We start from the raw sequence: 23,930 nt of genomic DNA on the forward strand, positions 1-23,930 counted from the left end.
GCTACTTCCTCGCTTAGCACGCAAAAAGGCCCGCCATTGGCGGGCCTTCTCATTACAACCTAGCGCTCAGATTATTCTGCGCAGGCGCGGATTTTTTCGATGTCCGGGCCATTCGGTGTGCGGCCCAGGTTGAAGGGGGCCGAAGCATCACGCCATTTGGCGTAGTCTGCCAAATACTCAAGCTGGCTGAGGTAAACCTTGGCGGAATCGGGGTTCTCGCAAGCGGTCTCCTCGATTGTTTCGTTCGCCATTTCCTGAACGGTGGCCAGCATTTCGTCGTCATAGCGGTTGATCTCGATGCCCGCGTCGATGAACTGCTGGTAGGCTTCGGTTGCACGTTTTTCGGTGAAGGACAGCGACCAGATCAGGTTGGCCTGTGCCGCGACTTCAAGCGACTCGCGGGTTTCGTCTGACAACGCATCCCATGCGCCCTTGTTGATCATCACACCAAAAATCGACGCCGACTGGTGCCAGCCCGGTGTTGCCCAGAACTTAGTAACCTGCTGGAAACCGCCCGAGAAGTCGACGTTGGGGGTCGAGAACTCAGCACCGTCAATCACGCCGCGCTCAAGCGACTGATAGATTTCACCACCGGCCATTGAAACCTGAGACCCGCCCAGTTTTTCCAACAGACGACCCTGCTCAAGACCCGACAACCGCAGACGTTTGCCCTTAAGATCTTCCAACGTAACGATCTGCTCATTGGTGCGGAAACCGGATTCGTTGTTGGTCACGCCGTAGGGCAGATAGACCATGCCGAACTTGCCGTAGATTTCGTTATAGAGTTCTCTACCGCCCCATTGTTCGATCCAGTTGACGTAGTCGATTGCGTTGAAAAGGCTTGCCGTGGTTGCCAGCGGCGAGAAAGCCGAGTTGCGGCCTGCCCAGTAACCGGGCCAATCTGCGCCGGCCTGCACGGTGTTGGATTCTACCGCGCCAAACACTTCGCCAGCAGGCACGAGCGAGCCGCCTTCGAAGAATTCGATGGTCAGGTCATCGCCAGTCAGCTTGTTGGCCAGTTCGACGAAGTGCTTGTCGATCTCGATCAGTTCAAGCGATGTGGGCCATGTGGTGGTCATGGTCCAGTTGTCCTGGGCTGCCGCCTGCGTGGCAAAGCCCGCGCAGAGTGCCAGACCGGCAAGGGTTGATTTCATTTTCATTATTATTCTCCTCCGTTGGTTTACTTGGTATAAAGCGTTTCCGGCAGCCAGGTGACCAGCTGTGGGAACAGGGCGATGGCCACGCACATCATCAGGATCAACCCGATGAACGGCAGCACACCGACGATGATATGCGACGTCTTCACCTCACGCGGGGCAATGGCGCGCAAGTAGAACAACGCATATCCAAAAGGCGGCGTCAGGAAGGACGTCTGCAGGACCACCGACATCAGGACGACGAACCACAAAAGGCTCACGTCCATTTCCTGCACGATCGGCAGGAAGATCGGGAAGGACAGCAGCACAATGCCCGTCCAGTCAAGGAAAGCGCCGAGGATGAAGACGATAAACATCATCATCGCGATCAAGAGCCACGGGGCCATGTCGAGGTTGCGGATGATCTCTTGCGTCGCGCGCAGACCACCGGTGATGTTGAACACACCGGTAAAGGCTGTGGCACCGATGACGATGAAGAGGATCATCGCCGAAGTGCGGGCCGTCTCTAGCATCGCACCATAAAAACTGGCCCAAGTGAACTTGCGGCGCAGGATTACGATCAGCAGGGCAAGCGCCGCGCCAATGGCCGAGGCTTCGGTCGCCGTGGCGATACCAGCAAGCAATGAGCCGAGGATGCCAAGGATCAGCACCAGCGGCGGCACCGCTTCGATCAGCAGCATCCGCACCAGAGCAGGTTTAGAGATTTTCTCATCCGGCTCGACAGCGGGGGCCATGTCGGGCCGCACCACGGCAACGATAAAGACCCAAACCGCGTAGAGCAGGCCTAGCACAACGCCCGGCACCATCGCCCCAGCGAAAAGCTCACCCACCGAAAGTGGTGAGTAGGATGCCATAAGGATCAACATGATCGACGGTGGGATCAAAATACCAAGGCAGCCAGAGGCCGCGATGACGCCGGTCGTTAACGTCGGGCTATAGCCATATTGCAGCATTGGACGAAGTGCCATCACACCCATAACAGTGATCGACGCGCCGATAATGCCCGTCGTTGCCGCCAGCAGGATCGAGATAAAGACCACCGCAAGCGCCAGTCCACCGCGGACGTTCGACATCAAAAGCCGCAACGATTCGAACATCTTATCGGTCACGCCCGAATCAGACAGGAACCTTGCCATTAGGATGAACAACGGAATGGCGATCAGGGTAAAGTTATCCAATACATCGCCGAAGATGCGGTTGATAACGATGCCAAGCACCATCGGTTTGCCAGCGATAATAGCGCCCAGAACAGCGGTGCCGCCCAGAACAAAAGCCAGCGGGTGACCCATGAAAAGGCCCAGCAAAAGCAGGCCAAACATGGCGAGTGCGATAAGTTCAGGCGTCACGTGGCAGTTCCTGACGGTTAAGTACGAGTTTCAAAAATTCCGACACACCTTGCAGCAACAGTAGGCCCGCGGCGAGGGCCATGGCCATCTTAAGCGGATAGACCGGCAGCTGCACGGAGCCGTAGGTCGTCTCACCCTGAGCATATGAGCGCATGGCGAATTCATAGGAGCGGGTGGTGAAGATCCACGCGAAGGGGAAGAAGAAGATCACATAGCCCGCCGCCTCGACCCAACGTCTGACGTGGTGGGACAGGGTTTCTGTAATCAGGTCGACGCGCACATGGGCCTGGTGGCGCAGCGCGTAGCCGCCCAACATGACGAAATAAAAGCCATAAAGCTGTTTTGTGACGTCAAACGCCCAGCGGGTCGGATCATTCAGCGCGTAGCGCATGAAAACGTCATAGATGATGATCGCGGCAAAAATGACGGCAACCACCGACACAATGCGCCCGACGATTTCGTTCATCTGGTCGATGAATTTTATCAAGATCTGAGCCCTCCCTGGCAGCTCGCACATTATTCGCCTTTCCTCCGAAAACAAGGCAAAAGACCATTAATAATGCTGCTTTAAGTAGCACTACGTATGCGCCGCACGGGAAGATTGTCCAGTCAGAGGCAGCTTCTATTCGCGTAGGCCATGGACATTTTCGAAAAGCGACGATTATCTGCTTCGCACAGCTCTCTGCGCAAATGGCGGAGGATGCTTAACAATTATCCGTTTGGGAGGAAAACATGGATCGTCGTTCATTTATTCGCAAAGCCGGTGTGCTGGGGGCGGGCGCTGCTGCCACGACCCTCGCGGCCCCAGCCGTCGCACAAGGCAATATCACCTGGCGCATGGTGACCACATGGCCCAAGAACTTCCCCGGTCTGGGTGTCGGCGCGCAGCGTCTGGCCGACCGTATCACCGCCGCTTCCGGTGGCGAACTGACGATCCAGGTCTTCTCTGCCGGTGAGATGGTTCCGCCGCTGCAGTCGCTGGATGCTGTGATCGACGGCACCGCCGAAATGAGCCACGGCGCCGCCTACTACTGGCAGAACAAATCGCCCGCGCTTTCGTTCTTCACTGGCGTGCCTTACGGCATGACAACGCCTGAGCTGACCGCATGGGTCCGCTATATGGGCGGTCAGGAAATTTGGGACGAAATCTATGACCAGTTCGGCGTTCAGGGCTTCCTGTCGGGCAACACCGGCACCCAGACCGGCGGTTGGTTCCGCGATGAGCTGAAGAGCCTTGATGACGTTAAAGGCGTGCGCTTCCGGACGCCGGGCCTTGGTGGTCGCGTATGGGAGAAGCTGGGCGCAACCGTGACCAACATGGCAGCAGGCGAGATCTTCCAAGCGCTGCAGTCAGGTACGCTTGACGCGGCTGAATTCGTTGGCCCCTACAACGATCTGGCGCTCGGCTTCCACCAGGTTGCCAAGAACTACTACATGCCGTCCTTCGTGGAATCGGGTCTGGCGACCGAGCTTGTCGTCGACAAGAAGAAGTACCAGGAGCTTCCTGAGAATCTTCAGGCCATCGTGCGGGATGTCTGTCAGGCGGAATACGATCAGGTCGCGGCGGACTTCTATGCCAACGACCCACGCGCGCTGAAGACGTTGGTCGAAGAGCATGGCGTGACTGTGCGCAACTTCCCCGACGACATCATGGAAGCGGGCGCGAAAGCGTCGGTCGAAGTGGTCGAAGAACTGCGCAACAGCGACGATCCACTGGTCAAGAAGACCGCCGAGAGCTTTGTCGAGGCGCTGAACCTTGTCCGCACCCGGACCGAGAACATCGACAGCCCCTATGTTCAGGCGCGTCAGAAGTTCCTGAAGTACTAAGCTTCGCGCTGATCAAGATGGAAAGGCCCGGTGGAAACGCCGGGCCTTTTTATTTGAGCCCGGTCTGCCGCCGGGCGGGACAGGTTTAGGGTCTCTCGCAGAATGCAAAAAAGGCCCGGCGTTGCCACCGAGCCTTTGAACTAGAATAGGGAAGTCTTACCCCGAGATGACCTTTGGCAACCAAGTCACGATCTGCGGGAAGGCGAACAGGATCGCAATCGCCACAACCTGCAACAGCACAAACGGCAGGATGCCCTTGTAGATCGCACTGGTCGGCAGGTCTGCGGGGGCCACCCCACGCAGATAGAACAGCGCAAAGCCAAAGGGCGGCGTGAGGAAGGACGTTTGCAGGTTCACCCCAACCAAAACACCCAGCCAGATCGGATCGATATCCAGCATCAAAAGGACAGGCGCTGTAATCGGGATCACGATGAAGATGATCTCGAATGTATCAAGGATGAACCCAAGGAAGAACATGATTACCATTACAACTGCCACCGCCGCCAAAGGGCCGCCGGGCAGGTTGCTCAGGAACTCATGTACCAGATTGTCGCCACCCATCATGCGGAACACAATGGAAAAGACCGAAGCCCCCAACAGAATGATAAAGACCATGCTGGTGATCGTCGCTGTCGCAATCATCGTCTCGCGCAGGATGCGGAAGGACAGGCGCCAGCGCAATGCTGCCAACACCATCGCACCCACGGCCCCGACCGAAGCTGCCTCTGTCGGGGTGGCAATACCGCCGAGGATTGAGCCCAAAACAGCAAGGATCAGTAAAAGCGGCGGCACCAAAGCGACGAAAAAGTCGCGGAGCAACTGGCCCTTCTCGTCTGCAGGCACCGGCGTCGCGGGGCAGGAGGCCGGCGCGGTCACGGCCTTGAACAGGACATAGCCCATGTAAAGCGACACCAGCAGGATGCCCGGCAATAGCGCCCCGGCAAAGAGATCGCCGACGGACACAGGGGAGGGCGCAAAGTTGCCCTTGGCCATCTGCACCTGAGAGTTGATGCCGGCCAGCATATCGCCCATGAAAATCAAAACGGTCGACGGTGGAATGATCTGGCCCAATGTCCCGCTTGCACAGATCACGCCGGTCGCAAGTTTGGGGTCATAGCCCGCGCGCAGCATCGCAGGCAGTGAGATCAGCCCCATCGTCACAACAGTCGCGCCCACCACACCGGTCGAGGCGGCAAGCATCGCGCCCACGATCACGACCGAAAAGCCAAGTCCGCCGCGCATATTGCCAAAGAGTTTGCCCATGGTCATCAGCAGTTGCTCAGCAATCTGACTGCGTTCCAGCATCACCCCCATGAAGATAAATAGCGGTACAGCCACCAAGACTTCGTTGGTCATAAAGCCGATATAGCGGTTTGGTAGGGAACCGAAGTTAGATGGATCGAAAACCCCAAAGCCAATGCCGACCAAGCCAAAGAGCAGCGACACACCGGCGAGCGTGAAGGCGACCGGAAAGCCCAATAGCAAAAAACCAATCACGCCAAAAAACATGAGCGCGGCGAGCATCTCGCCGATTAAAATCGGATCCATCAAACGGCTCCCTGCGGATGGTCTGCAGGGATTTGATCCCGGCTGTATTGCATGGATTTGGGCACAAGCGCAGCATTGCCGCTGAGCACCAGAATGGAGCGGATGATCCAGGCGATGCCCTGAAGGGCGATAAGAACGGCAAAGCCGATAATAAAGGCTTTGAGAATATAGAGGCCTGGCATCCCACCCACGTTGGCCGATCCTTCTTGGTAGCCCCAAGCGCGCTGCACGAAGGGCATCGAATAGGCATAAACCACCCAACAGAAGGGCAATAGAAAGACAACGACGCCGATCAAATCAATCAGCGCGCGGCGCGCCATAGTGGCGGGGCGGTAGAAGATATCGACCCGCACATGGTCATCGCGCAACAGGGCAAAGCCCGCCACAGCCGTAAACATCGCGCCGTTAAGCCAGATATAGAGGTCTTGCATCCAGACGAAGCTGACAGCGAAAACATAGCGCTGCACGACCACGGTGAAACACACCAACACGATGCCGAGTGAGAGCCAAGAAAACAGATTGCCGATGATTAAATTCACCGCGCAAATGACTTTGGCAATTCCTGCTAAAAAACGCACCCTGTCCCCTCTTCCCGTCAAGTTCGTTTGCACGTCAATCAGAGGGAGGGGGCAAAATGTCAAGATTTAGATGTTAAGCGGCCTTCAAGAGCTGCAATTGTAAACGCGCAGTGGCAGGGGGGCCACCGTGTAACTCCATGCTTTTTCGCAAGCCATACGGCGGGTCATTCGGACATCGCGTAGAGCATGGCGCTTCGATTGCCGTCCCGGCCCAGAGTGCGGGCAGGGGCGAATTTGTGCGCTGCACAGGCAAGTTGGCGGTCTTGTCTGGCAGTAGGCAGGGAGCATCGGTGCGACCATCCTCGATTTCAGCGTGGCCGGCGTTTGTATTCTGAGTGCCTATCCCGCCTATCTGAGAAGCAAACTTCGCGCATCGGTAGGGACGGGGGGCCGCAGTGGTCGCCCATTATACTTCAGCTGACCACTCGGTGCAGAATCTGCCGCCCCGGTGTCAGCCCCTCGACCTTCTCAACAATCGACCGCGCGTCAATGCCGAAATGTTGGTAAAGGTCCGCGATGGTGCCGGTCTGGCCAAAATGCTCCACCCCGAGCGGCACCGTCTGATGCCCCACGACCGAGCCCAGCCACGACAACGTTGCCGGATGTCCATCGATCACCGTCACCATTTTACAGTCGCGCGGCAGATCGGCCAGCAGGCTCTCAATATGGCTTTCCGCCTCTGCATTGCCCCGCGCCCGCGCACGCTGTGCCGCTGTCCAACCCGCGTTGAGACGATCCGCGGAGGTGACGGCCAGCACGCCCACATCACGCCGACCTTCGGCAATCATCCCCGCCGCCTTGATGGCCTCGGGAGCCACGGCACCTTGATAGGCAATCACCACATCGCAATTTGGCCCCGGCTTGCGCAACCAATAGGCACCATCGATGGCCCCTTGGCGGAAGTCTTCGTCGACCCGTTTGCCGGGCTGTTCAATTGGGTTCGTGGTCAGCCGTAGATAGACCGAGCCGCCCGTCTCGTCGCGCAGCCAGGTTCGTTCATCCGGGTCGCCTTCTCCGTCCTTCTGCAGGTAGTCGAAAGCCCACTGCATGATCACCGCCAACTCGTCGGCAAAGGCGGGTTCAAAACTGGCCAGACCGTCTTGGCTCATGCCGATGAGCGGTGTGCCGATGGACTGATGCGCGCCGCCTTCGGGGGCGAGCGTCACGCCCGATGGCGTGCCGACGATCATAAATCGCGCATCTTGATAGCAGGCATAGTTCAGCGCGTCCAAGCCACGGGCGACGAAGGGGTCGTAAACCGTGCCGATGGGAATGACCCGCTTGCCAAAGAGCGAATGCGAGAGGCCCGCAGCGCCCAGCAGCAGGAAAAGGTTCATCTCGGCGATGCCCAGCTCGATATGCTGGCCCTTGGGGGTGAACTCCCATTTCGCGGTGGAGGGGATTTTCTCGTTGATGAAGGTATCGGCCTGTTCGCTGCGCGCGAACAACTTGCGCCGGTTCACCCACGGCCCGAGGTTGGTCGTACCGGTCACATCGGGCGACATGGTCACGATGCGCTCGGCCAGATCGCTGTCGCCTTTTGACAGATCATCCAGAATTTTGCCGAAGGCCATCTGTGTCGAAATCTCGCGGTCGCTGGAGAGTTCGATCTGCGGCACCGGCAGGGTCATGTCATCGTAACGGCGGCGGCCCTTGGCGAAAAACGGCACTTTGTCGAGGGCGGCTTGGAGGGTCTCCGGGTCACTGACGGTGGTGAACTTCTCCCATTCTTCGCCCTCGGCCACGCCCATATGTTTCTGCCACTCAGCCATCTGGCTTTTGTTCATCAGCCCGCCGTGGTTGTCTTTGTGCCCCGCAATCGGCGTGCCCCAGCCTTTGATCGTATAGGCAAGGAAACAGACCGGGCGGTCGTGGTCGATGGCGGCGAAGGTCTCGGCCATGGTCTGCACGCAGTTGCCGCCGAGGTTCTCCATCAAGTCGGCCAGCTCGCCGTCACTGCGCGCTTCGATCAGCGCGGTCACATCGCCCTGATCGCCAAGCGCGTCCATCAGCCGCTGCCGCCAGACCGCCCCTCCCATGAAGGTCAGCGCCGAGTAAAGTTGGTTCGGACAGTTGTCGATCCAGTCGCGCAGCTTCTCGCCGCCCGGCTCCTCAAAGGCCGCCCGTTGCAGAGCGCCGTATTTCACCTTCACCACGTCCCAGCCGAAGGCGTCGAAAATCTGCTCGATCCGCTTGAACAAACCCTCGCGGACGACCCCGTCAAGCGACTGGCGGTTGTAGTCGATGATCCACCACGTGTTGCGCAGGTCGTTCTTCCAGCCCTCTTGCAAGGCCTCGTAGATGTTGCCCTCGTCCAGCTCGGCATCGCCAACGAGCGCCACCATGCGACCTAGGTTCACATCCTCCCCCCACGCCTTCGCGGTAATGTAGTCCTGCACCAGCGAGGCGAAGGAGGTCACAGCGACGCCAAGACCCACGGACCCGGTAGAGAAATCCACATCGTCGATATCTTTGGTCCGGCTCGGGTAGCTCTGCACACCGTGGAACCCGCGAAAATTCTCCATCTTCTCACGTGTCTGGTTGCCCATGAGGTACTGCATCGCATGAAAGACCGGCGAAGCATGGGGCTTCACCGCCACCCGGTCCTCAGGCCGCAGCGCGCTGAAATAGAGCGCCGTCATGATCGACACCATGGAGGCCGAGGACGCCTGATGCCCACCCACCTTGATCCCGTCCACCTTGGGCCGGATGTGATTGGCGTTGTGGATCATCCAATGTGACAGCCACAAAAGACGCTGTTCGATGGTCTTGAGTTGGTCTGGGGCGAGAGCGGTCATGGCAGGTCTTTCAGATTGGTGACATCGCGGGCGCGCGGCATGGCGCACCCGTTGAAGGGGCCGGATTAGGCCGCCTGCATGTTATGCGCCCCAAGCGCGGCGTAAAGGTCATCTATGATGTCATCTGCGCTTTCGAGCCCGACCGACAAACGCACGAGACCTTCGGCGATGCCGTGCTCGGCGCGTTCCTCTTGGGAATAGGTCGAATGGGTCATGCTGGCCGGGTGCTGGATCAGGCTTTCCGCATCGCCAAGGCTCACGGCGCGCTGGATCAGGTTCAACCGGTTCATAAAGGCGATGCCGCCCGGTTTGCCGCCCTTCACCTCAAAGGGGATCATGCCGCCGAAATCCGACATCTGGCGCCGCGCAAGATCGGCCTGCGGGAAGCTGCTCAAACCGGGGTAGGCGACATGCAGCACTGCCGGATGCGCTTCCAGCGCCTCGGCGACTTTGCGCGCGGTGGCGCAGTGGCGCTCCATCCGCAGTTCCAACGTTTTGATCCCGCGCAACAGCAACATGGCGGTCAGCGGAGACATCACAGCACCCGTCATGTCCTTAAGGCCGACAAGCCGCACCTGCGTCATATCCTCTTTGCTGCCGACGACGAGGCCCGCAACGACGTCGCCGTGACCGGAAATGAACTTCGTCGCCGAATGGACCACCATGTCCGCGCCATGTTCAATCGGGCGGGTAAGGACTGGCGTGGCATAGGTGTTGTCGACCACCACCTTGGCCCCGGCGCGATGCGCGATGGCGGAGATGGCAGCGATGTCGACCAGACGGTTGTTGGGGTTCGCGGGGGTCTCGAAATAGACGATCTTGGTTTGCGCGCTGATCGCCGCTTCGAGGTTCGCGGGCTCAGTCATATCTACCAGCGTCACCTTCACGCCAAAGCGCGGCAGGCCGTGGGTCATGAATGCAAAGGTGCAGCCATAGAGCGTTTTGTCGATGATGATCTCATCCCCCGCCTCAAGGAAAGACCACAGCGTCGAGGTGATCGCCCCCATGCCAGATGCCGTGGCGAGGCCTGCTTCGGCCCCTTCAAGGTTGGCAATCCGCTTTTCCAAATGGTCAAGCGTGGGGTTGGAAATGCGGGTGTAGAAATGCCCCTCGCGTTCACCGGCAAACATGTCGCCGCCTGCCTCTGCCGTCTCAAAGGTGAAAGTCGAGCTCATGTAAACCGGCGGGTTCAACGCGCCCTGTTCGCTTTGCGCGTCATAGCCGTGATGGATCGCGCGTGTGGCAAAGGATTTCTGCGAATTGTTCATGGAATGCCCCTTAAAGTTGTTGAGGCATTATCTGATGGTCGCATTGGCATTTGGTTGCTATTATATCCACTAGATTTAGGAGGTTTGGCATATTATGCCCCAGATACCCCAATTGGACGCCACAGATCGCAAGATCATTCGCGCCCTTCAGCGCAATGGTCGGATGACCAACCTCGACCTCGCGGAGGAGGTGCACCTCTCGCCCTCGCCCTGCCTCCGGCGGTTGCGCGCTTTGGAAAAGAACGGCGCGATCCGAGGCTATAGTGTGGAGGTCGACGCCAAGGCCTACGGGCTGCCGGTCACGGTGATGGTGCGTGTCACGCTTGACGGCCATGACGAGGCGACGGTGCAGCGCTTCGAGAGCCAAATCAAAGCGATCCCCGAGGTGTTGGAATGCTTCGTGATGAGTGGGCTGTCGGATTATCTGCTGCGGGTCGTGGTCAGCGATCTTGAGGATTACGAACGCTTTGTCCGCGCAAGGTTGCATCCTATCGGCGGGATTGGCTCGATCGACACCAGCTTTGTCTATGGCGTGGTCAAACGCAGTCAGGTCTTTCCCATTATAACCAGGTAAACCCCTGAACGACGCGGTCTTTGCGGTTTACAATCCCCGCCCCCTTGGAAAGAGTTCGCCGCAACTCGAGGAGAGCCATATGACCTTCGCCGCCACCCCCGCCTTGCAGGCCGTTGTTGATCACGCCCTTGCCCATGAGACCGCGTGGCCGCGGGAGATGTACTACCCCGATGGTGCCTATGTCGGGAACCGGGAGTGGAATGAGAGCGGCCCTTGGACCGAGATCGTCGGCCCCGTCGCACCGCGCGGCGGGCCTGCAGGGGTGATCATGCACCGCGGCGAACGGGTGGCCGACTGGGGCGATACCACGCGAACTGACATGACGTTCTCAATTGCCAAAAGCTATCTTTCGGTGCTGGCCGGATTGGCGGTGAAGGACGGGCTGATTGATGACCTCGACACGCCGGTGGGGGAAAGTGTTTCCGACCCACATTTCGCGGGCGATCACAACGGGCGCATCACGTGGCGGCACATGCTGCAGATGAACAGCGAATGGCGTGGTGAGATTTTTGGCAAGGACGATCAGGTCGACCACTATCGCCAAATTGGCGTTGGCGCGGACAACAGCCGCAAGGGGCAGTTGCGCGAGGTCGGCGCGCCGGGGAGCTACTACGAATACAACGACGTGCGGGTGAACGCGCTGGCCTATGCACTGCTGTGCCGTTTTGGCCGACCCTTGCCTGAGGTGCTGCGCGAACGGGTCATGGACCCGATTGGCGCGTCCGGCGACTGGCGGTGGGAAGGCTATTCGACCTCTTGGGTCGAGATCGATGGCACGCGCGTTCAGTCGGTCACCGGCGGCGGACACTGGGGCGGCGGGCTTTTCATCGGGGCCGAGGATCATGCGAAATTCGGCCAGTTCATCTGTCAGAACGGCCAATGGGACGGCGCGCAGATCCTGCCCGAAGACTGGATGCGGCGGTCCCTAACGCCCACACCGACCCTCGACAAATACGGCTTTCTATGGTGGCTGAACCGGGGGCAGGACGCCAATCCGGCGCTGCCTGCGACTGCTTTTAGCGCGCAGGGCGCGGGCGGGCATACGATCTGGATCGCACCGGAGCAGGAGATTGTGGCCGTCATGCGCTGGCTCGCCCCGCCGCAGGCACCCAAGTTTCTGGAACTGCTAATGGCGGCATTGAGCGGCCCGGCACGGAGCTGATAATCGAGAGGACTACACGATGGACATAAAAACCTTCGGCGTTGAAATGTGGATGAACGAATTCGAGAACCACTGCCGCTACAACCTTGCCGAAACCTGCGTGGAGTCGATCACTTTGGGCGATTTGATCGACATGGCGGGCGTCGACAACAGTGTCTTGGGCGAACTGCGCGAGATGCGGATGGGATACGGCGCGATTGAGGGGTCCGACCGGCTACGCGACGCGGTGGCGGGGCTTTACGAGGCTCAAGCCCGCAATAATGTGCTGACAACCCACGGCACCATCGGTGCGAATTCGCTGGTGCATCAGACGCTTGTGAGCCGCGGTGATCATATCATCGCTATCGTGCCGACCTATCAGCAGCATTACTCCATCCCCGAAAGCATCGGCGCCGAAGTTGAGCTGTTACACCTGCGCGAAGAGAACGGCTTCCTCCCCGACTTTAACGAATTGCGCGCCATGATGCGCCACGATACGCGGATGATCGCGACCAACAACCCCAATAACCCAACCGGCGCGTTGATGAACCGTCAGATGCTCTCTGAGATTGCGGAGATTGCGCGCGGCAGTGATGCTTGGGTGCTTTGCGATGAGGTTTATCGCGGGACGGATCAGGAGGGCGACGGCTATACCGCGTCGATCTGCGACCTCTATGAGAAGGGCATCAGCACGGCGGGGATGTCCAAAGCCTATTCGCTGGCCGGGCTCCGCGTCGGTTGGGTCGCAGGCCCGCGCGATTTGCTGGAGCGCATCATGATCCACCGCGATTATAACACCATTTCTGTCGGTCGGATTGATGAGTATTTCTCGGCCCTCGCGCTGGAAAACCGCGAGAAAATCCTTGAGCGTTCACATCGCATCACCCGCGAGAACCTCGCGATCCTGTCTGACTGGGTTGAGGCTGAGCCGTTGATTTCTTGGGTCAGGCCCAAGTCCGGCACGACCGCGCTGGTAAAATACGACCTGCCGCTGCCGTCGCGCGATTTCTGCACCCGGTTGCTGGAGGAGGAGGGCGTGCTCTTCACCCCCGGCAGCGCGATGGACATGGAGGGCTGGCTGCGCATCGGATATGCCAACCCCACGGCGGATCTGCGCGCCGGATTGGTACGCGTCTCGGCGTTCCTTGCGCGGCAAGGCGTCGGCTCAGCGGAGACTGTCGATCAGCTTTGACAGAAAATCGGCCCCACGGCGCAGCTCATCAGCGGTGATATATTCATCCGCTTGATGGGCTTGCGTGATGCTGCCCGGTCCGCACACCACAGTGGCATAGCCCGCGCCCTGAAAATGCCCGGCCTCGGTCTGATAGGCGACGAGGGTGTCGGAGTTGTCGCCGGTCAGCCGCCGTGCCAATTCTTCGGCGGCATTGCCGGGCTCGGGGGCCAGTGCCGGGGCGATGTCGATATCGCTCAGCGTTACGCTGGCCTCAGGGTGGCGGGCCTGCATCGCAGCTTCGACCTTGGCAGCCTCGGCCCGGTAGGCCGCGATCCAATCGTCAGCGGTCTGGGGCGGCACATAGCGGATGTCGCTCTCAAAGACGCACACGTCGGGCACGGTATTCAGGGCCGTTCCGCCGTGCAGAGTGCCCACCTGAAGCGTCGTAAAGGCGGGGTCGAACCCGCTCGGCCTTGTGTTCGCTGCCTCCTGCATCATCTGCCGCTCATGCCAGTCGATCAGCGGCAGCGCATGAGCGATGGCCGAGACCCCGCGCCCGGGGTTCGAGCTATGCGCCGCCAACCCGCGCAGGGTGGTTTTGATACCGATCCCGCCCTTATGACCGGTCACCACTTTCATCTGCGTCGGCTCGCCCACGATGACGCTTTCAGCGCGCGGGTAATGCCGTGCCAACGAGTCGATCAAGGGCAGGGTGCCAAGGCAGCCGGGTTCCTCGTCATAGGAAAACGCCAATTGGATGGGGCGGGCCAATGGCTGCGCCAACATCTGTGGGACGGCTGCAAGAACCAGCGCCACGAAGCCTTTCATGTCACAGGTGCCGCGCCCGAAATAACGCCCGTCCTCCAGCGTCAGGCTCCACGGGTCGTGCCGCCACGATTGACCCTCGGTCGGCACAACATCGGTATGGCCCGACAGGATCACCGCGCCTTCGACCTGCGGCCCGATATGGGCGATCAGCCCTTCTTTCTCACCCGTCTCATCGGGAAAAATATGATGCGCCACTCCCAGCCCGCTTAGGTAGTCTGAGACGAATGCAATGAATGCACGGTTCGAGCGGTGCGACACCGTAGGGAAGGCGATCAGCTTCTCCAACAGTACAAGCGCCTGTGAGATATCGGTCATTCCGCGTCTCCGTCTTGGCGCGCCTTTAGGTCGTTATAGATCGTCGCCCGGCTCACCCCCACCATCCGCGCCACATAGGCGGCGGCATGTCGTTCGGCCAAGGCGCCGGAGGCCGACAGGTCACCAATCAACGCACGTCGATCATCACGCCCGAGGGCGTCAATCCGCACCCCCCGGTCGCGGCACCACGCGCTGGCATAGCTGTTGAGCCGGTCGTGCCAGTCATTGCGCAGCAGCACCTGCGGTTCATCGTTTTCCAGAGGCGCGGGGCCAAGTGCCTCAGCCACACGGCGCAGCGCCAGTAGATCGGCCTGATCGTGGTTGATGCAGATCACATAGGCCGCCGTGCCGTCCGCGCGCCGTTGCAGGATGCTGATCGACCTTAAGGTGGAGCCGTTCCAGTTCACCTTTTCATAGGGGCCAATCACCGGGGCTTCGCCAAGGTCAATCTCATGCATGTTCGACGGATCGCCGATGCTGCGTTGCGACATCGGATTGGCGATATGGGCGATACGCTCGGCTGTCAGATCATGGACCACAACCTCAATCCGCGCGCCGAAGAGACGAGCGATGGCATCTGCGGTGGCGCAGGCATTGTCGAAGGTCGGTTCGGGCATCGGCGGGACGTTCCACTGATTGACAGGAAATTGTAAATTAGATAATTCGATCCAGAAATTGGGTCAACCGATATTGGCAGTGATCTAAAGGGAGCCGCGTGTGATCGACCTGAACAAAAGCCAAATCAAAGCGCGTTTCGATCTGACTGCGGCGGCGCAGGCCATCGAAAACGCCTATATCGCCTCTGCCGAGGGCCGGGTGCAGGCGCCGCCGGTGACCTATCTGGGCTTTGACGCGGCCAATGGGGATTGCCACGTGAAAACGGGCCATGTGCTCGGGACCGAAGGTTTTGTCATCAAGGTTGCCACCGGCTTTTACGACAATCCCGCTAAGGGGCTGCCCAGTTCAAACGGCCTTAACCTGATGTTCTCGGCCACCACCGGCGCGCCGCTGGCGATCCTGCGGGATGAAGGCTGGCTGACCGATATGCGCACCGGGCTGGGCGGGGCGCTGGCCAGTCGTGCGCTTGGCGTTGACGGGTTTGATCGGGTGCTGATCGTCGGTACCGGGCTGCAATGCCGTTTCCAAGCGCGGTGCCTGCAGGCGCTGCTGCCCGAGCGGAAGCTGACCTTCACCATCTGGGGGCGCGATGCGGCCAAGGCAGAGGCGGCCGCAGGAGAGCTCGGAGCCGAGGGCCTGAACGCCACCGTCGCCCCCGACCTCGAAACCGCCTGCCGCGCGGCACAGGTCATCATCACCACCACACCCGCAAAGACCCCGCTCATCGCACGCAACTGGATCGCGCCCGGCACCCATATCACCGCCGTTGGTGCGGACAGTCCCGGCAAGCAAGAACTGGCAACGGACCTTGTGACCTCGGCCGACCTGCTGGTTTGTGACCTGGCTGCGCAGTCGTTGCATCATGGTGAATTCGCCACGGCGGAGGCTGAAGCCGGGATCGCTGAAGATGTTGTGGCCCTGGGATCAGTCCTATCTGGCGCGCATCCGGGCCGGGCCGATGAGGCGCAGATCACCATCGCCGACCTCACGGGCCTTGCGGTTCAGGATGCCGCGATTTCGCTCGCTGTGCTTCACGCCGCGCACCCCGATCTCACTTAATCTGATGGAAACTGCCATGTCCCCTGTCTCTAACCTGATCTCCCAATCCGCCGCGCGTTCCTGCGCGGTTCACCGCAAGATCGCAGGCGCAATCTACCGCACGCCGGTCATCGCCTCGCGCCTGCCACTGGCGGAGGGGACGCGGCTATTCTACAAAACCGAGAACTTCCAGCACACCGGGTCTTTCAAACTGCGCGGGGCCAGTGCCAAGCTTACCACCGTGCCGCTTGACCGTCCGGTCATTACCGCGTCGTCGGGCAACCACGGCATCGCCTGCTCGCTTGCCGCGCAGACAACGGGGCATGAGTTGATCGTCGTGCTGCCTGAAACGGTGGTCGCCAAGAAACGCAAAACCATCGAAGGCTTTGGCACCAAGGTCGTGATCCACGGTGCTGATGCGTCACTCTCGGAACTGCACGCCCAGCAATTGGCTGAGGCCGAAGGCTATACCTATATCTCGCCCTATAACGACGCCGAAGTGATCGCTGGGCAAGGCACTGCCGCGCTGGAACTGCTGGACCAGATTGAGGGGGTCGACAACGTCTTTATCTCAATGGGCGGTGGCGGGCTGATCTCGGGCATGGGGTCGGTGATCAAGGAATTTTCTCCCCAGACCCGCGTCATCGGCGTTAGTGCCACAAGCAGCTGCGCATTAGCGGCCTCAATCAAAGCGGGCAAAATTGTAGAGACAGAGCATCTTGATACATTGGCCGATGGCGTAGCAGGCGGGGTCGACGCAGACTCGCTTACCCTGCCGATGGCGAGCGAGGTGATCGACGAGATCGTGCATTGCGACGAAGATCAAATAGCCGCTTCGCTGAAAGTGCTGGCATGGGATGAGAATATGCTGGTCGAAGGCGCCGCTGCTTTGGCGCTAGCCGCCTATTTGGCGGACCCTGAGAAATACGCGGGCCAGACCTCTGCCGTTTTGCTTTGCGGGGGCAACTATGAGGTCGAGCAGTTGCGTGGGATTATCTAAACGTTTCCCGGCCCGCTGAGGTTACAGTGGGCCGGGGTCACGCGATCAGCGCGTGGGCATGCCAAAGCGCAAGTCGACCCAGCGGCCTTCGGGGATGTCACAAGGCTCACCGGCGGCCCAATTGTCCTGCCAAATCACCTTGCTGGTCCGAACATGCAGTGCGCCGTTCGCCGCGTCATAGGTACAGTCGACATAGACCAACCGATTGCCATTCGCATCTTGCGGCACCTCAATCTGCCACCCCTTCGAGGCGAGGGGCGGCACATTCGTTAGGGTATATTGCCCAAGCGCTTGCCGTTTAAACTGCGCGTTTAGGGGGACCGCTGGCTCCTCGCAGGTATCGCAAAACAGTCGCACGATCGGGCTCGCTTCTTTGACGAAGCCATTGGCATCGACGGTCGTGTTTGCCCCGGACCACAGCCTTTGCCAACTGCCCCATGCCCCACTTGCCCGCACGCGAAACGCCAACCCCGGCGTGTCGAGGCCAATCGCGATCTGCCAAAGATACGCGCTTTGTTCACCCAAGGTGCTGTTACCGCTGAGAAGGCCAAAGACCCCATCCATCGTGAGAAAGGGATTGGCGCCCGCCGGTGCCTGCGCATGGGCGCCGCCATAGCTTGAATAGCTGCCCGAAAGCTGGTGCGCGTCGAGGTCGGTCACGACCGGCCCCGCATCCGCCCCGATGCCGAAATCCCCCACGCGAAGCAATCGGCCCACCGTCGTATCTTCTGCGCTTTGGGTAAGCGCCATGCCCGAGGCCATCCCCGTCGCCGCATCAAAGGCAAGCGCCGTGGTCCATGTGCTGCCATCTGCACTGACTTTGATTGAGAAATCATCCTCACCCGCTGTCCCCATCTCGGCCCGGCCTGACCAATCGGTCTGGAACAGCAGACTTGCGGTATCGCCCGTGCCGGCCTTGTTAAGCTTTAGTTGATGCCCCGCCCCCTCGTGGTTCAGCAATGTCGCCGGAGAGGAGACTGTCAGACGGTTACCGCTGTTGTGGCCCGCGTTGATCCCCACGCCGGGCAGGTCAGTCAGATCGGGGACCGAAACCTCAACCCAGGCATCTGCCGCACGCCGCCGCAAAGCGCCGCTAGATTTATCGAGAGCCTGCCATCCCTCCTGTGGCACGATGAAGTGCCAGTTCCCCTCAACCCAAGCGGCGAGTTCGTCTGCATGGCCTGCCCAAGCCGCCGTCGGTGAACTGCCAAGCGCATGGACCTCTCCCGCCTGTGGCAATGACGGCGGGGTATTGGCGTCAAAGCTCTCAACCGCAAGCTGCACCAAAAGGTCGAGCCGTTGCAGAGCCTCATTATGGGTTACGTGTTTCTGCGCCTGTGCTGGCATCAAATAGGGAAGAGACAAGCGTTCAGAGGTGTCAGCCATGGGGATTCTCCGCGTTATGGGTCGCCTGTGACTGTGGAAAGTAAGTCTTGCCAGTCTCACAACAGGGCGCACGGACAGCGGGCAACGGGTGCCCCCGAAACCAGCGATCTTGTGTGGGAGGATACCCAAACCGTTGCAACGACACGGCGCACCGGATCGAGGTATCCATCCCAATGGCGGATATCTATCGAAGTTAGTCAGCCACAGCGGGGTGACGCAGGCCAAGATCTAATCCGCCGACTTGTGCCAGATGCTTTAGCACATCGTCGATCCCTTCACCGGATTTCAACGCGCAGAAAACCGTTGGCAAGTTTGGCCGCATCCGCGCGCTATCGCGCTGCATAACGTCAAGCGACGCGCCAACATGAGGGGCGAGGTCGGTTTTGTTAATAACAAGGATATCGGACTTCGTTATTGCTGGCCCCCCCTTGCGAGGTATCTCCTCGCCTGCGGCCACATCGATCACATAGAGGGTCACATCTGCCAGTTCGGGGCTAAAAGTGGCTGACAAATTGTCGCCACCGCTTTCGATAAGCACGATTTCAACCTCCGGGTGCCGTGCGATCATTTCAGCCACAGCGGCAAGGTTGATCGACGCATCCTCGCGGATTGCCGTATGGGGGCAACCGCCGGTTTCGACGCCGATAATCCGGTCTTGCGGCAGCACCTGCATCCGCATCAGGGCTTCGGCGTCTTCTTGAGTGTAGATGTCATTGGTGATGACGCCCACCGAAAGCCTGTCCCGCAGAGCGCGGCATAGCGCGGCCGTCAAGGTGGTTTTACCCGCGCCTACGGGGCCACCGATGCCGACGCGTAGGGGGCCGTTGTTGCGTTTCATGTGCGGAAAATCCTCGAATACTGGGTTTCGTGCTTCATGGCGGCGATGTCGCTTAGAAAAGCGGTGGAGGTGAGATCGTCGAGCGTGCCTTTTTCTGCGGTCTCGGCAATTTCAAGGCAAAGCGGTGCAAGGGTGCGAATGATAATCTGCCCCTCCGTCTGCCCCAATGGAATAAGCCGCATTCCGGCGGTGGCGAGGTTGGCGGCAAAAGCGTGTAGAAACATCTCAAGCGTTTGGCGCAAGGGGAGCCCTTGCAGCGCAGCGGCCCGACCAACCGCGACAGGATAGCATAGCGAAGGCAGGTCGATCTGCCAGATATCTGCACTGGCACGGGCAAAGGCTTCGCCCTGCAACACGGTTTCTTTGAGGCGGTCGGCCGAGGCCGCGAAGGCGCGGGCCTCGGCGTCAATCTCGGACGGGGCTTCTGCGCGGTAAGCGGCCGCGAGAAACAGGGCGTCGGCCGATCCAGCCCCGTGCCGCAACACCGTATCTAGCCAATCGCTAAGGCTATCCCGGTCAGTCACGGCCCCGTCCTGCACAGCCCATTCCAGCCCGTGGCTATAGGCAAATGCCCCTACCGGATAGGAGGGGGAGAACATCTGCACCAGCGTCAGAAGCTGCTCAGCCTGATTGGTGTTAGGCATGAGTGTGGTCGTGATCTTGGGGGGCATGATGGGCATGGCTGTGATCATGCCCGTGGGTGCGCCCGTGTCCATAGGCTCCGCCTTCGGGGCGGAAGGGGCGGGTGATCTCGCGGGTTTCTGCGCCGATCTGCGCTAGCATTTTGACCATCACATGATCGCGTTGGATGACAAGGCGGTCGACCTCTATCTGGCAAGGGCTGTGTCGATTGCCAATATGCCACGCGATGCGCGGTAGGTCAGAACCGGTTACTTCCAACAGGTCTTCGTCGGCAGCCACGACTTCAACCACACGCCCATCGCACAAAACAAAAGCATCGCCATGATCAAGCGAGGCAGTCTGCGCGAGATCGACCAAGAACGACAGTCCGCCCGTAGTCGTGAGCACCCGACGGCGCAGAAAACGCCCATCATAGGTCAGCTTCACTTGGTCACTCGCATCGGTCCAATCGGGCGCGCGGCGGATGTCTTGGCAAAGGATTGGGGTCATATTAAATCCTTCAAAACAGGAAATAGCGCTGTGCCATTGGCAGCACAGAGGCGGGCTCACAGGTCAGCAATTCTCCGTCGGCGCGGACCTCATAGGTTTCGGGGTTCACTTCGACCTTGGGCAACGCGTCGTTCAGTTTCAGATCGCGCTTGCCGATGTCACGGGTGTTGCGCACCGCGACGGTCTGTTTTGCAAGGCCAAGCTGTTTGCCAATGCCCGCAGCCTGTGCCGCTTCGCTGACAAACACCACTGCGGAATTTTCCACCGCGCGGCCATACGCCCCGAACATGGGCCGCGAATAGACTGGCTGTGGCGTGGGGATGGACGCATTGGGGTCGCCCATCTGCGCGCAGACGATACTGCCGCCTAATAGCACCATCTCAGGTTTGACCCCGAAAAACGCAGGATTCCACAGCACCAGATCCGCGCGCTTGCCCTCTTCAATACTGCCGATATGGGTTGAAACTCCATGCGCGATGGCCGGGTTGATCGTGTATTTCGCGATGTAGCGGCGCACGCGAAAATTGTCGTTCTCGCCGGCTTCTTCGGCCAAGCGTCCGCGCTGCTTTTTCATCTTGTCGGCAGTTTGCCACGTGCGGATCAACACTTCTCCGACGCGGCCCATGGCCTGACTATCGCTCGCGATGATCGAAAACGCGCCCATGTCGTGTAGGATATCTTCGGCGGCGATGGTCTCGCGGCGGATGCGGCTTTCGGCAAAGGCGACATCTTCGGGGATGGATTTATCTAGGTGGTGGCAGACCATGAGCATGTCGAGATGCTCTTCCAGCGTGTTCACGGTGAAGGGCCGCGTCGGGTTGGTGGACGACGGCAGCACATGTTCTTCGCCACAGATTTTGATGATGTCGGGCGCATGACCGCCACCTGCGCCTTCGGTATGAAAGGCGTGGATCGTGCGGCCCTTCATGGCCTTGACGGTATGCTCGACAAAGCCGCTTTCGTTGAGCGTATCGGTGTGGATCATCACCTGCACATCCATCGCGTCAGCCACGCTGAGGCAGCAGTCGATGGCGGCAGGCGTGGTGCCCCAATCTTCGTGTAGTTTTAGCGCACAGGCGCCCGCATTGATCTGTTCCTCAAGGGCGGCGGGCTGGGAAGCGTTGCCTTTACCCGCGAAAGCTAGGTTCATCGGAAAGGCGTCGGCAGATTGCATCATGCGTCCGATATGCCACGCGCCTGGCGTGCAGGTGGTGGCCAGCGTCCCATGCGCGGGGCCGGTGCCGCCGCCGAGCATGGTGGTCAACCCTGAATGCAACGCGTCTTCGATCTGCTGGGGGCAGATGAAGTGGATATGGCTGTCGAACCCGCCTGCGGTCAGAATGCGCCCCTCGCCCGCGATCACTTCGGTTCCCGGCCCGATAATGATGTTCACGCCCGGTTGCGTGTCGGGGTTGCCAGCCTTACCGATCTTGGCGATGCGCCCGTCTTTCAGCCCGACATCGGCTTTGAAGATGCCAATATAATCGACGATCAGCGCATTGGTGATGACCGTATCAACGGCCCCGCCTGCGCGGGTCACCTGAGACTGGCCCATGCCGTCGCGGATGACCTTGCCACCACCAAATTTGACCTCTTCGCCATAGGCGGGGGCGTTTTGCCCGCTGCGTTCAGTGGTCAGGTCGCGCTCGACCTCGATGATAAGGTCGGTATCCGCCAGGCGCACCCGGTCGCCTACCGTGGGGCCGAACATAGCCGCGTAGTCACCACGTTTGATCTGTGCAGGCATCAGAGGTCTCCCATCACCGCGCTATTGAAACCAAAGATACGCCGATCGCCGCTGAACGGGATAAGGGACACCTCGCGGCGCTGGCCGGGCTCAAACCGCACGGCGGTGCCCGCAGCGATGTCGAGGCGATACCCCCGTGCCGTTTCGCGATCAAAGTCCAGCGCCGGATTGCTTTCGGCGAAATGGTAATGACTGCCGACCTGCACCGGGCGGTCTCCGGTATTGGCCACCATCAGCGTGATCGCTTTGCTGTCAGCGTTAAGGGTAAGCGTGCCCTCTGCCGGAAAGATCTCGCCGGGGATCATGCTTTGGCAGATTTCAAACGGCGCTTAACGGCAATCAGTCCTGACAGCGCAAAAGCCAAACCCGCGACGATATACATCATCAATGAGCCTCCCGCTTCGCCACCATGACCATGTGGGATTGGTGCTGTATGGGCAAAGGCGGTCATGGCAAGCGACGTGAGCGGGAGGGCAAGTAGGGGGGCAAAGCGTGGCATGGAATATCCTTATCTAATAGGGTTGTGAACGGTGACGAGCTTGGTCCCGTCGGGGAAAGTCGCTTCGACCTGCACCTCGGGGATCATCTCGGAAACCCCCTCCATACAGTCGTCGCGGGTGATCACATGCGCACCCGCCTGCATCATATCGGCCACGCTGCGCCCATCCCGCGCGCCTTCGACCACCGTGTCGGTGATAAGTGCGATTGCTTCGGGATGGTTCAGCTTGACCCCCCGCGCAAGGCGCTTGCGGGCGACCTCGGCGGCCATTGCGATCAGCAGTTTGTCTTTTTCTCGCGGGGTCAGTTGCACGTCAGGTCATCCATGATCGGGGAAGGGTGTCACCACTCAACTCGCGTAGGACCGGGACGAGCGATTGGCGAAGATCGAAACTATCCGGCGCAAGAATGCGCGCGACAAGCAGGTCAGGGCCGATCAGACTGGCGCCACCGCTTTTGGGCAACTGCGCACGCAGGGGCGCAAGCCGCGCTTCGGCGTCGGGGGCGACATAGATCAACGTCGCCAGCGCGCCGGCGCCTGCGGCGACATGCGGCGCGGCCAGATGGGTAGTCACATCGCCGCGCAGCGTCATGGCGTCTAAAAAAAGCGGTCGGCCTGCACGGCAGATCCTGATCGTATCGCGGAAATTCGCGTGGCGTAGCGCTTCGCCCATGGCCGCGCGGCCAAAAACCAGCGGCTCTACCAGCAGAAGTGACGCATCGTCGGCAAGGTCCACCGAAAGGCTCCGCCGCAGCGCGCATCTCTCATAAAGGATCGTTTCCTGAGGCAGCCAATGCAGCGTTGCTCCGGGTCTCGCTGAGATGGTGTTTTGCACCGAGGCCACTTCCCCCGGCTGTGCCCGATAGGCCCGCTCGGCGGCCTGTGTGGTGAGACTGAGTGCCGCGCCTTCTTCGGCGCAAGCGGTAAGGGTGAAAGCATCGCCACCCGTGAGACCACCAGCGGTATTGATAGCAATCACTTGAAGCGCGGCTCCGTCGGGACGGGGGAAAAGCAATTTCATCGCACCAGATTGGCGCAGGTCACCGAGCGTCGAGCGACCCCGCGCCGCTTTGGCCGAAACCATTGCAGCGCCGATAGCGCGCGGCTGCACCGGGATCG

24 protein-coding genes are annotated in these 23,930 nt (G+C 60.0%); 6 read left to right on the forward strand and 18 right to left on the reverse strand.

The genetic code is table 11. From position 1 onward, the window contains the following. Positions 1–71: 71 nt before the first annotated feature. From dctP to WNY61_RS14020, 3 genes are read right to left on the reverse strand one after another with little or no spacing between them, the layout of a single operon-like run. Positions 72–1,154: a TRAP transporter substrate-binding protein DctP gene (dctP, locus tag WNY61_RS14010; protein ID WP_342852180.1), complete on the reverse strand. Its 1,083-nt coding sequence runs from the start codon at positions 1,152–1,154 to the stop codon at positions 72–74. Positions 1,155–1,180: 26 nt separating this feature from the next. Continuing rightward, entirely contained in the window at positions 1,181–2,503 is a 1,323-nt protein-coding gene (locus WNY61_RS14015; protein ID WP_342852034.1) for a TRAP transporter large permease subunit, read from the reverse strand. Continuing rightward, on the reverse strand, positions 2,493–2,993 hold the full coding sequence (locus WNY61_RS14020; protein ID WP_342852181.1) for a TRAP transporter small permease subunit: 501 nt from the start codon (positions 2,991–2,993) through the stop codon (positions 2,493–2,495). The genes WNY61_RS14015 and WNY61_RS14020 overlap by 11 nt, the downstream gene beginning before the upstream one ends. 242 nt (positions 2,994–3,235) lie before the next feature. Between WNY61_RS14020 and WNY61_RS14025 the strand changes: the two genes are divergently transcribed. Beyond that, the gene (locus tag WNY61_RS14025; protein WP_007121130.1) at positions 3,236–4,330 is read left to right on the forward strand and encodes a TRAP transporter substrate-binding protein; all 1,095 of its coding nucleotides are present in this window, start codon (positions 3,236–3,238) and stop codon (positions 4,328–4,330) included. Positions 4,331–4,486: 156 nt separating this feature from the next. Here WNY61_RS14025 and WNY61_RS14030 read toward each other — a convergent pair whose 3' ends face one another. The 4 genes from WNY61_RS14030 to WNY61_RS14045 form a co-directional block, all read right to left on the reverse strand. Continuing rightward, complete coding sequence (locus WNY61_RS14030) at positions 4,487–5,878, reverse strand: TRAP transporter large permease subunit (RefSeq protein WP_007121131.1); 1,392 nt, start codon at positions 5,876–5,878, stop codon at positions 4,487–4,489. Beyond that, entirely contained in the window at positions 5,878–6,456 is a 579-nt protein-coding gene (locus WNY61_RS14035) for a TRAP transporter small permease subunit (RefSeq protein WP_342852035.1), read from the reverse strand. The genes WNY61_RS14030 and WNY61_RS14035 overlap by 1 nt, the downstream gene beginning before the upstream one ends. A 413-nt stretch (positions 6,457–6,869) precedes the next feature. Then, the gene (locus WNY61_RS14040) at positions 6,870–9,254 is read right to left on the reverse strand and encodes a 1-deoxy-D-xylulose-5-phosphate synthase N-terminal domain-containing protein (RefSeq protein WP_342852036.1); all 2,385 of its coding nucleotides are present in this window, start codon (positions 9,252–9,254) and stop codon (positions 6,870–6,872) included. A 65-nt stretch (positions 9,255–9,319) separates the two neighbouring features. Continuing rightward, entirely contained in the window at positions 9,320–10,522 is a 1,203-nt protein-coding gene (locus WNY61_RS14045; RefSeq protein ID WP_342852037.1) for a methionine gamma-lyase, read from the reverse strand. Between the two features lie 94 nt (positions 10,523–10,616). Between WNY61_RS14045 and WNY61_RS14050 the strand changes: the two genes are divergently transcribed. From WNY61_RS14050 to WNY61_RS14060, 3 genes are all read left to right on the forward strand, one after another. Then, on the forward strand, positions 10,617–11,096 hold the full coding sequence (locus WNY61_RS14050; RefSeq protein ID WP_342852038.1) for an Lrp/AsnC family transcriptional regulator: 480 nt from the start codon (positions 10,617–10,619) through the stop codon (positions 11,094–11,096). 79 nt (positions 11,097–11,175) lie between these two features. Further along, positions 11,176–12,258 (forward strand): serine hydrolase, encoded by a 1,083-nt coding sequence (locus WNY61_RS14055; protein ID WP_342852039.1) that lies wholly within the window; start codon positions 11,176–11,178, stop codon positions 12,256–12,258. Between the two features lie 19 nt (positions 12,259–12,277). Further along, positions 12,278–13,429: an aminotransferase gene (locus WNY61_RS14060; RefSeq protein WP_342852040.1), complete on the forward strand. Its 1,152-nt coding sequence runs from the start codon at positions 12,278–12,280 to the stop codon at positions 13,427–13,429. On the opposite strand, the gene argE is transcribed toward WNY61_RS14060, so the two are convergent. After that, positions 13,403–14,554 carry an acetylornithine deacetylase gene (argE, locus tag WNY61_RS14065; RefSeq protein WP_342852041.1) on the reverse strand — a complete coding sequence of 384 codons (1,152 nt, stop codon included), beginning with the start codon at positions 14,552–14,554 and terminating at the stop codon, positions 13,403–13,405. The genes WNY61_RS14060 and argE overlap by 27 nt on opposite strands. Beyond that, on the reverse strand, positions 14,551–15,171 hold the full coding sequence (locus tag WNY61_RS14070; RefSeq protein ID WP_342852042.1) for a PAS domain-containing protein: 621 nt from the start codon (positions 15,169–15,171) through the stop codon (positions 14,551–14,553). The genes argE and WNY61_RS14070 overlap by 4 nt, the downstream gene beginning before the upstream one ends. 100 nt (positions 15,172–15,271) lie before the next feature. Between WNY61_RS14070 and WNY61_RS14075 the strand changes: the two genes are divergently transcribed. Both WNY61_RS14075 and WNY61_RS14080 read left to right on the forward strand, forming a co-directional pair. After that, on the forward strand, positions 15,272–16,231 hold the full coding sequence (locus WNY61_RS14075) for an ornithine cyclodeaminase family protein (RefSeq protein WP_342852043.1): 960 nt from the start codon (positions 15,272–15,274) through the stop codon (positions 16,229–16,231). 16 nt (positions 16,232–16,247) lie between these two features. Next, positions 16,248–17,210, forward strand: coding sequence for a pyridoxal-phosphate dependent enzyme (locus WNY61_RS14080; RefSeq protein ID WP_342852044.1), 963 nt, complete (start codon positions 16,248–16,250; stop codon positions 17,208–17,210). Between the two features lie 45 nt (positions 17,211–17,255). Here the strand turns inward: WNY61_RS14080 and WNY61_RS14085 are convergent, their stop codons facing one another. The 9 genes from WNY61_RS14085 to WNY61_RS14125 all read right to left on the reverse strand — a co-directional run bounded on the left by WNY61_RS14085 (position 17,256) and on the right by WNY61_RS14125 (position 23,922). Beyond that, positions 17,256–18,596 (reverse strand): DUF2793 domain-containing protein, encoded by a 1,341-nt coding sequence (locus WNY61_RS14085; RefSeq protein WP_342852045.1) that lies wholly within the window; start codon positions 18,594–18,596, stop codon positions 17,256–17,258. A 193-nt stretch (positions 18,597–18,789) separates the two neighbouring features. Continuing rightward, complete coding sequence (gene ureG, locus WNY61_RS14090) at positions 18,790–19,434, reverse strand: urease accessory protein UreG (RefSeq protein ID WP_342852046.1); 645 nt, start codon at positions 19,432–19,434, stop codon at positions 18,790–18,792. Beyond that, on the reverse strand, positions 19,431–20,078 hold the full coding sequence (locus WNY61_RS14095) for an urease accessory protein UreF (protein WP_342852182.1): 648 nt from the start codon (positions 20,076–20,078) through the stop codon (positions 19,431–19,433). Before WNY61_RS14095 ends, ureG begins: the two co-directional genes overlap by 4 nt. Continuing rightward, positions 20,071–20,565: an urease accessory protein UreE gene (ureE, locus tag WNY61_RS14100; protein WP_342852047.1), complete on the reverse strand. Its 495-nt coding sequence runs from the start codon at positions 20,563–20,565 to the stop codon at positions 20,071–20,073. Before ureE ends, WNY61_RS14095 begins: the two co-directional genes overlap by 8 nt. A 10-nt stretch (positions 20,566–20,575) precedes the next feature. Continuing rightward, positions 20,576–22,312: an urease subunit alpha gene (ureC, locus tag WNY61_RS14105; protein WP_342852048.1), complete on the reverse strand. Its 1,737-nt coding sequence runs from the start codon at positions 22,310–22,312 to the stop codon at positions 20,576–20,578. Next, a complete protein-coding gene (locus tag WNY61_RS14110; RefSeq protein ID WP_342852049.1) occupies positions 22,312–22,617 on the reverse strand; it encodes an urease subunit beta in 306 nt (101 codons plus the stop codon). The genes ureC and WNY61_RS14110 overlap by 1 nt, the downstream gene beginning before the upstream one ends. Continuing rightward, the gene (locus WNY61_RS14115) at positions 22,614–22,811 is read right to left on the reverse strand and encodes a hypothetical protein (RefSeq protein ID WP_342852050.1); all 198 of its coding nucleotides are present in this window, start codon (positions 22,809–22,811) and stop codon (positions 22,614–22,616) included. The genes WNY61_RS14110 and WNY61_RS14115 overlap by 4 nt, the downstream gene beginning before the upstream one ends. Before the next feature lie 9 nt (positions 22,812–22,820). Further along, entirely contained in the window at positions 22,821–23,123 is a 303-nt protein-coding gene (locus tag WNY61_RS14120) for an urease subunit gamma (RefSeq protein WP_342852051.1), read from the reverse strand. Position 23,124: 1 nt separating this feature from the next. After that, positions 23,125–23,922, reverse strand: a complete 798-nt coding sequence (locus WNY61_RS14125) for an urease accessory protein UreD (protein ID WP_342852052.1) — start codon at positions 23,920–23,922, stop codon at positions 23,125–23,127. Between the last annotated feature and the right edge of the window lie 8 nt (positions 23,923–23,930).

It is taken from the genome of Sulfitobacter sp. AS92, assembly GCF_038900015.1.
Classification (GTDB): domain Bacteria; phylum Pseudomonadota; class Alphaproteobacteria; order Rhodobacterales; family Rhodobacteraceae; genus Sulfitobacter.

Coding starts and splice junctions, on each gene's coding strand:
- dctP (WP_342852180.1), bottom strand. CDS start 1,154: ATGAAATCAACCCTTGCCGGTCTGGCACTCTGCGCGGGCTTTGCCACG.
- WNY61_RS14025 (WP_007121130.1), top strand. CDS start 3,236: ATGGATCGTCGTTCATTTATTCGCAAAGCCGGTGTGCTGGGGGCGGGC.
- WNY61_RS14030 (WP_007121131.1), bottom strand. CDS start 5,878: ATGGATCCGATTTTAATCGGCGAGATGCTCGCCGCGCTCATGTTTTTT.
- WNY61_RS14040 (WP_342852036.1), bottom strand. CDS start 9,254: ATGACCGCTCTCGCCCCAGACCAACTCAAGACCATCGAACAGCGTCTT.
- WNY61_RS14045 (WP_342852037.1), bottom strand. CDS start 10,522: ATGAACAATTCGCAGAAATCCTTTGCCACACGCGCGATCCATCACGGC.
- WNY61_RS14050 (WP_342852038.1), top strand. CDS start 10,617: ATGCCCCAGATACCCCAATTGGACGCCACAGATCGCAAGATCATTCGC.
- WNY61_RS14055 (WP_342852039.1), top strand. CDS start 11,176: ATGACCTTCGCCGCCACCCCCGCCTTGCAGGCCGTTGTTGATCACGCC.
- WNY61_RS14060 (WP_342852040.1), top strand. CDS start 12,278: ATGGACATAAAAACCTTCGGCGTTGAAATGTGGATGAACGAATTCGAG.
- argE (WP_342852041.1), bottom strand. CDS start 14,554: ATGACCGATATCTCACAGGCGCTTGTACTGTTGGAGAAGCTGATCGCC.
- WNY61_RS14070 (WP_342852042.1), bottom strand. CDS start 15,171: ATGCCCGAACCGACCTTCGACAATGCCTGCGCCACCGCAGATGCCATC.
- WNY61_RS14080 (WP_342852044.1), top strand. CDS start 16,248: ATGTCCCCTGTCTCTAACCTGATCTCCCAATCCGCCGCGCGTTCCTGC.
- WNY61_RS14085 (WP_342852045.1), bottom strand. CDS start 18,596: ATGGCTGACACCTCTGAACGCTTGTCTCTTCCCTATTTGATGCCAGCA.
- ureG (WP_342852046.1), bottom strand. CDS start 19,434: ATGAAACGCAACAACGGCCCCCTACGCGTCGGCATCGGTGGCCCCGTA.
- WNY61_RS14095 (WP_342852182.1), bottom strand. CDS start 20,078: ATGCCTAACACCAATCAGGCTGAGCAGCTTCTGACGCTGGTGCAGATG.
- ureE (WP_342852047.1), bottom strand. CDS start 20,565: ATGACCCCAATCCTTTGCCAAGACATCCGCCGCGCGCCCGATTGGACC.
- ureC (WP_342852048.1), bottom strand. CDS start 22,312: ATGCCTGCACAGATCAAACGTGGTGACTACGCGGCTATGTTCGGCCCC.
- WNY61_RS14110 (WP_342852049.1), bottom strand. CDS start 22,617: ATGATCCCCGGCGAGATCTTTCCGGCAGAGGGCACGCTTACCCTTAAC.
- WNY61_RS14115 (WP_342852050.1), bottom strand. CDS start 22,811: ATGCCACGCTTTGCCCCCCTACTTGCCCTCCCGCTCACGTCGCTTGCC.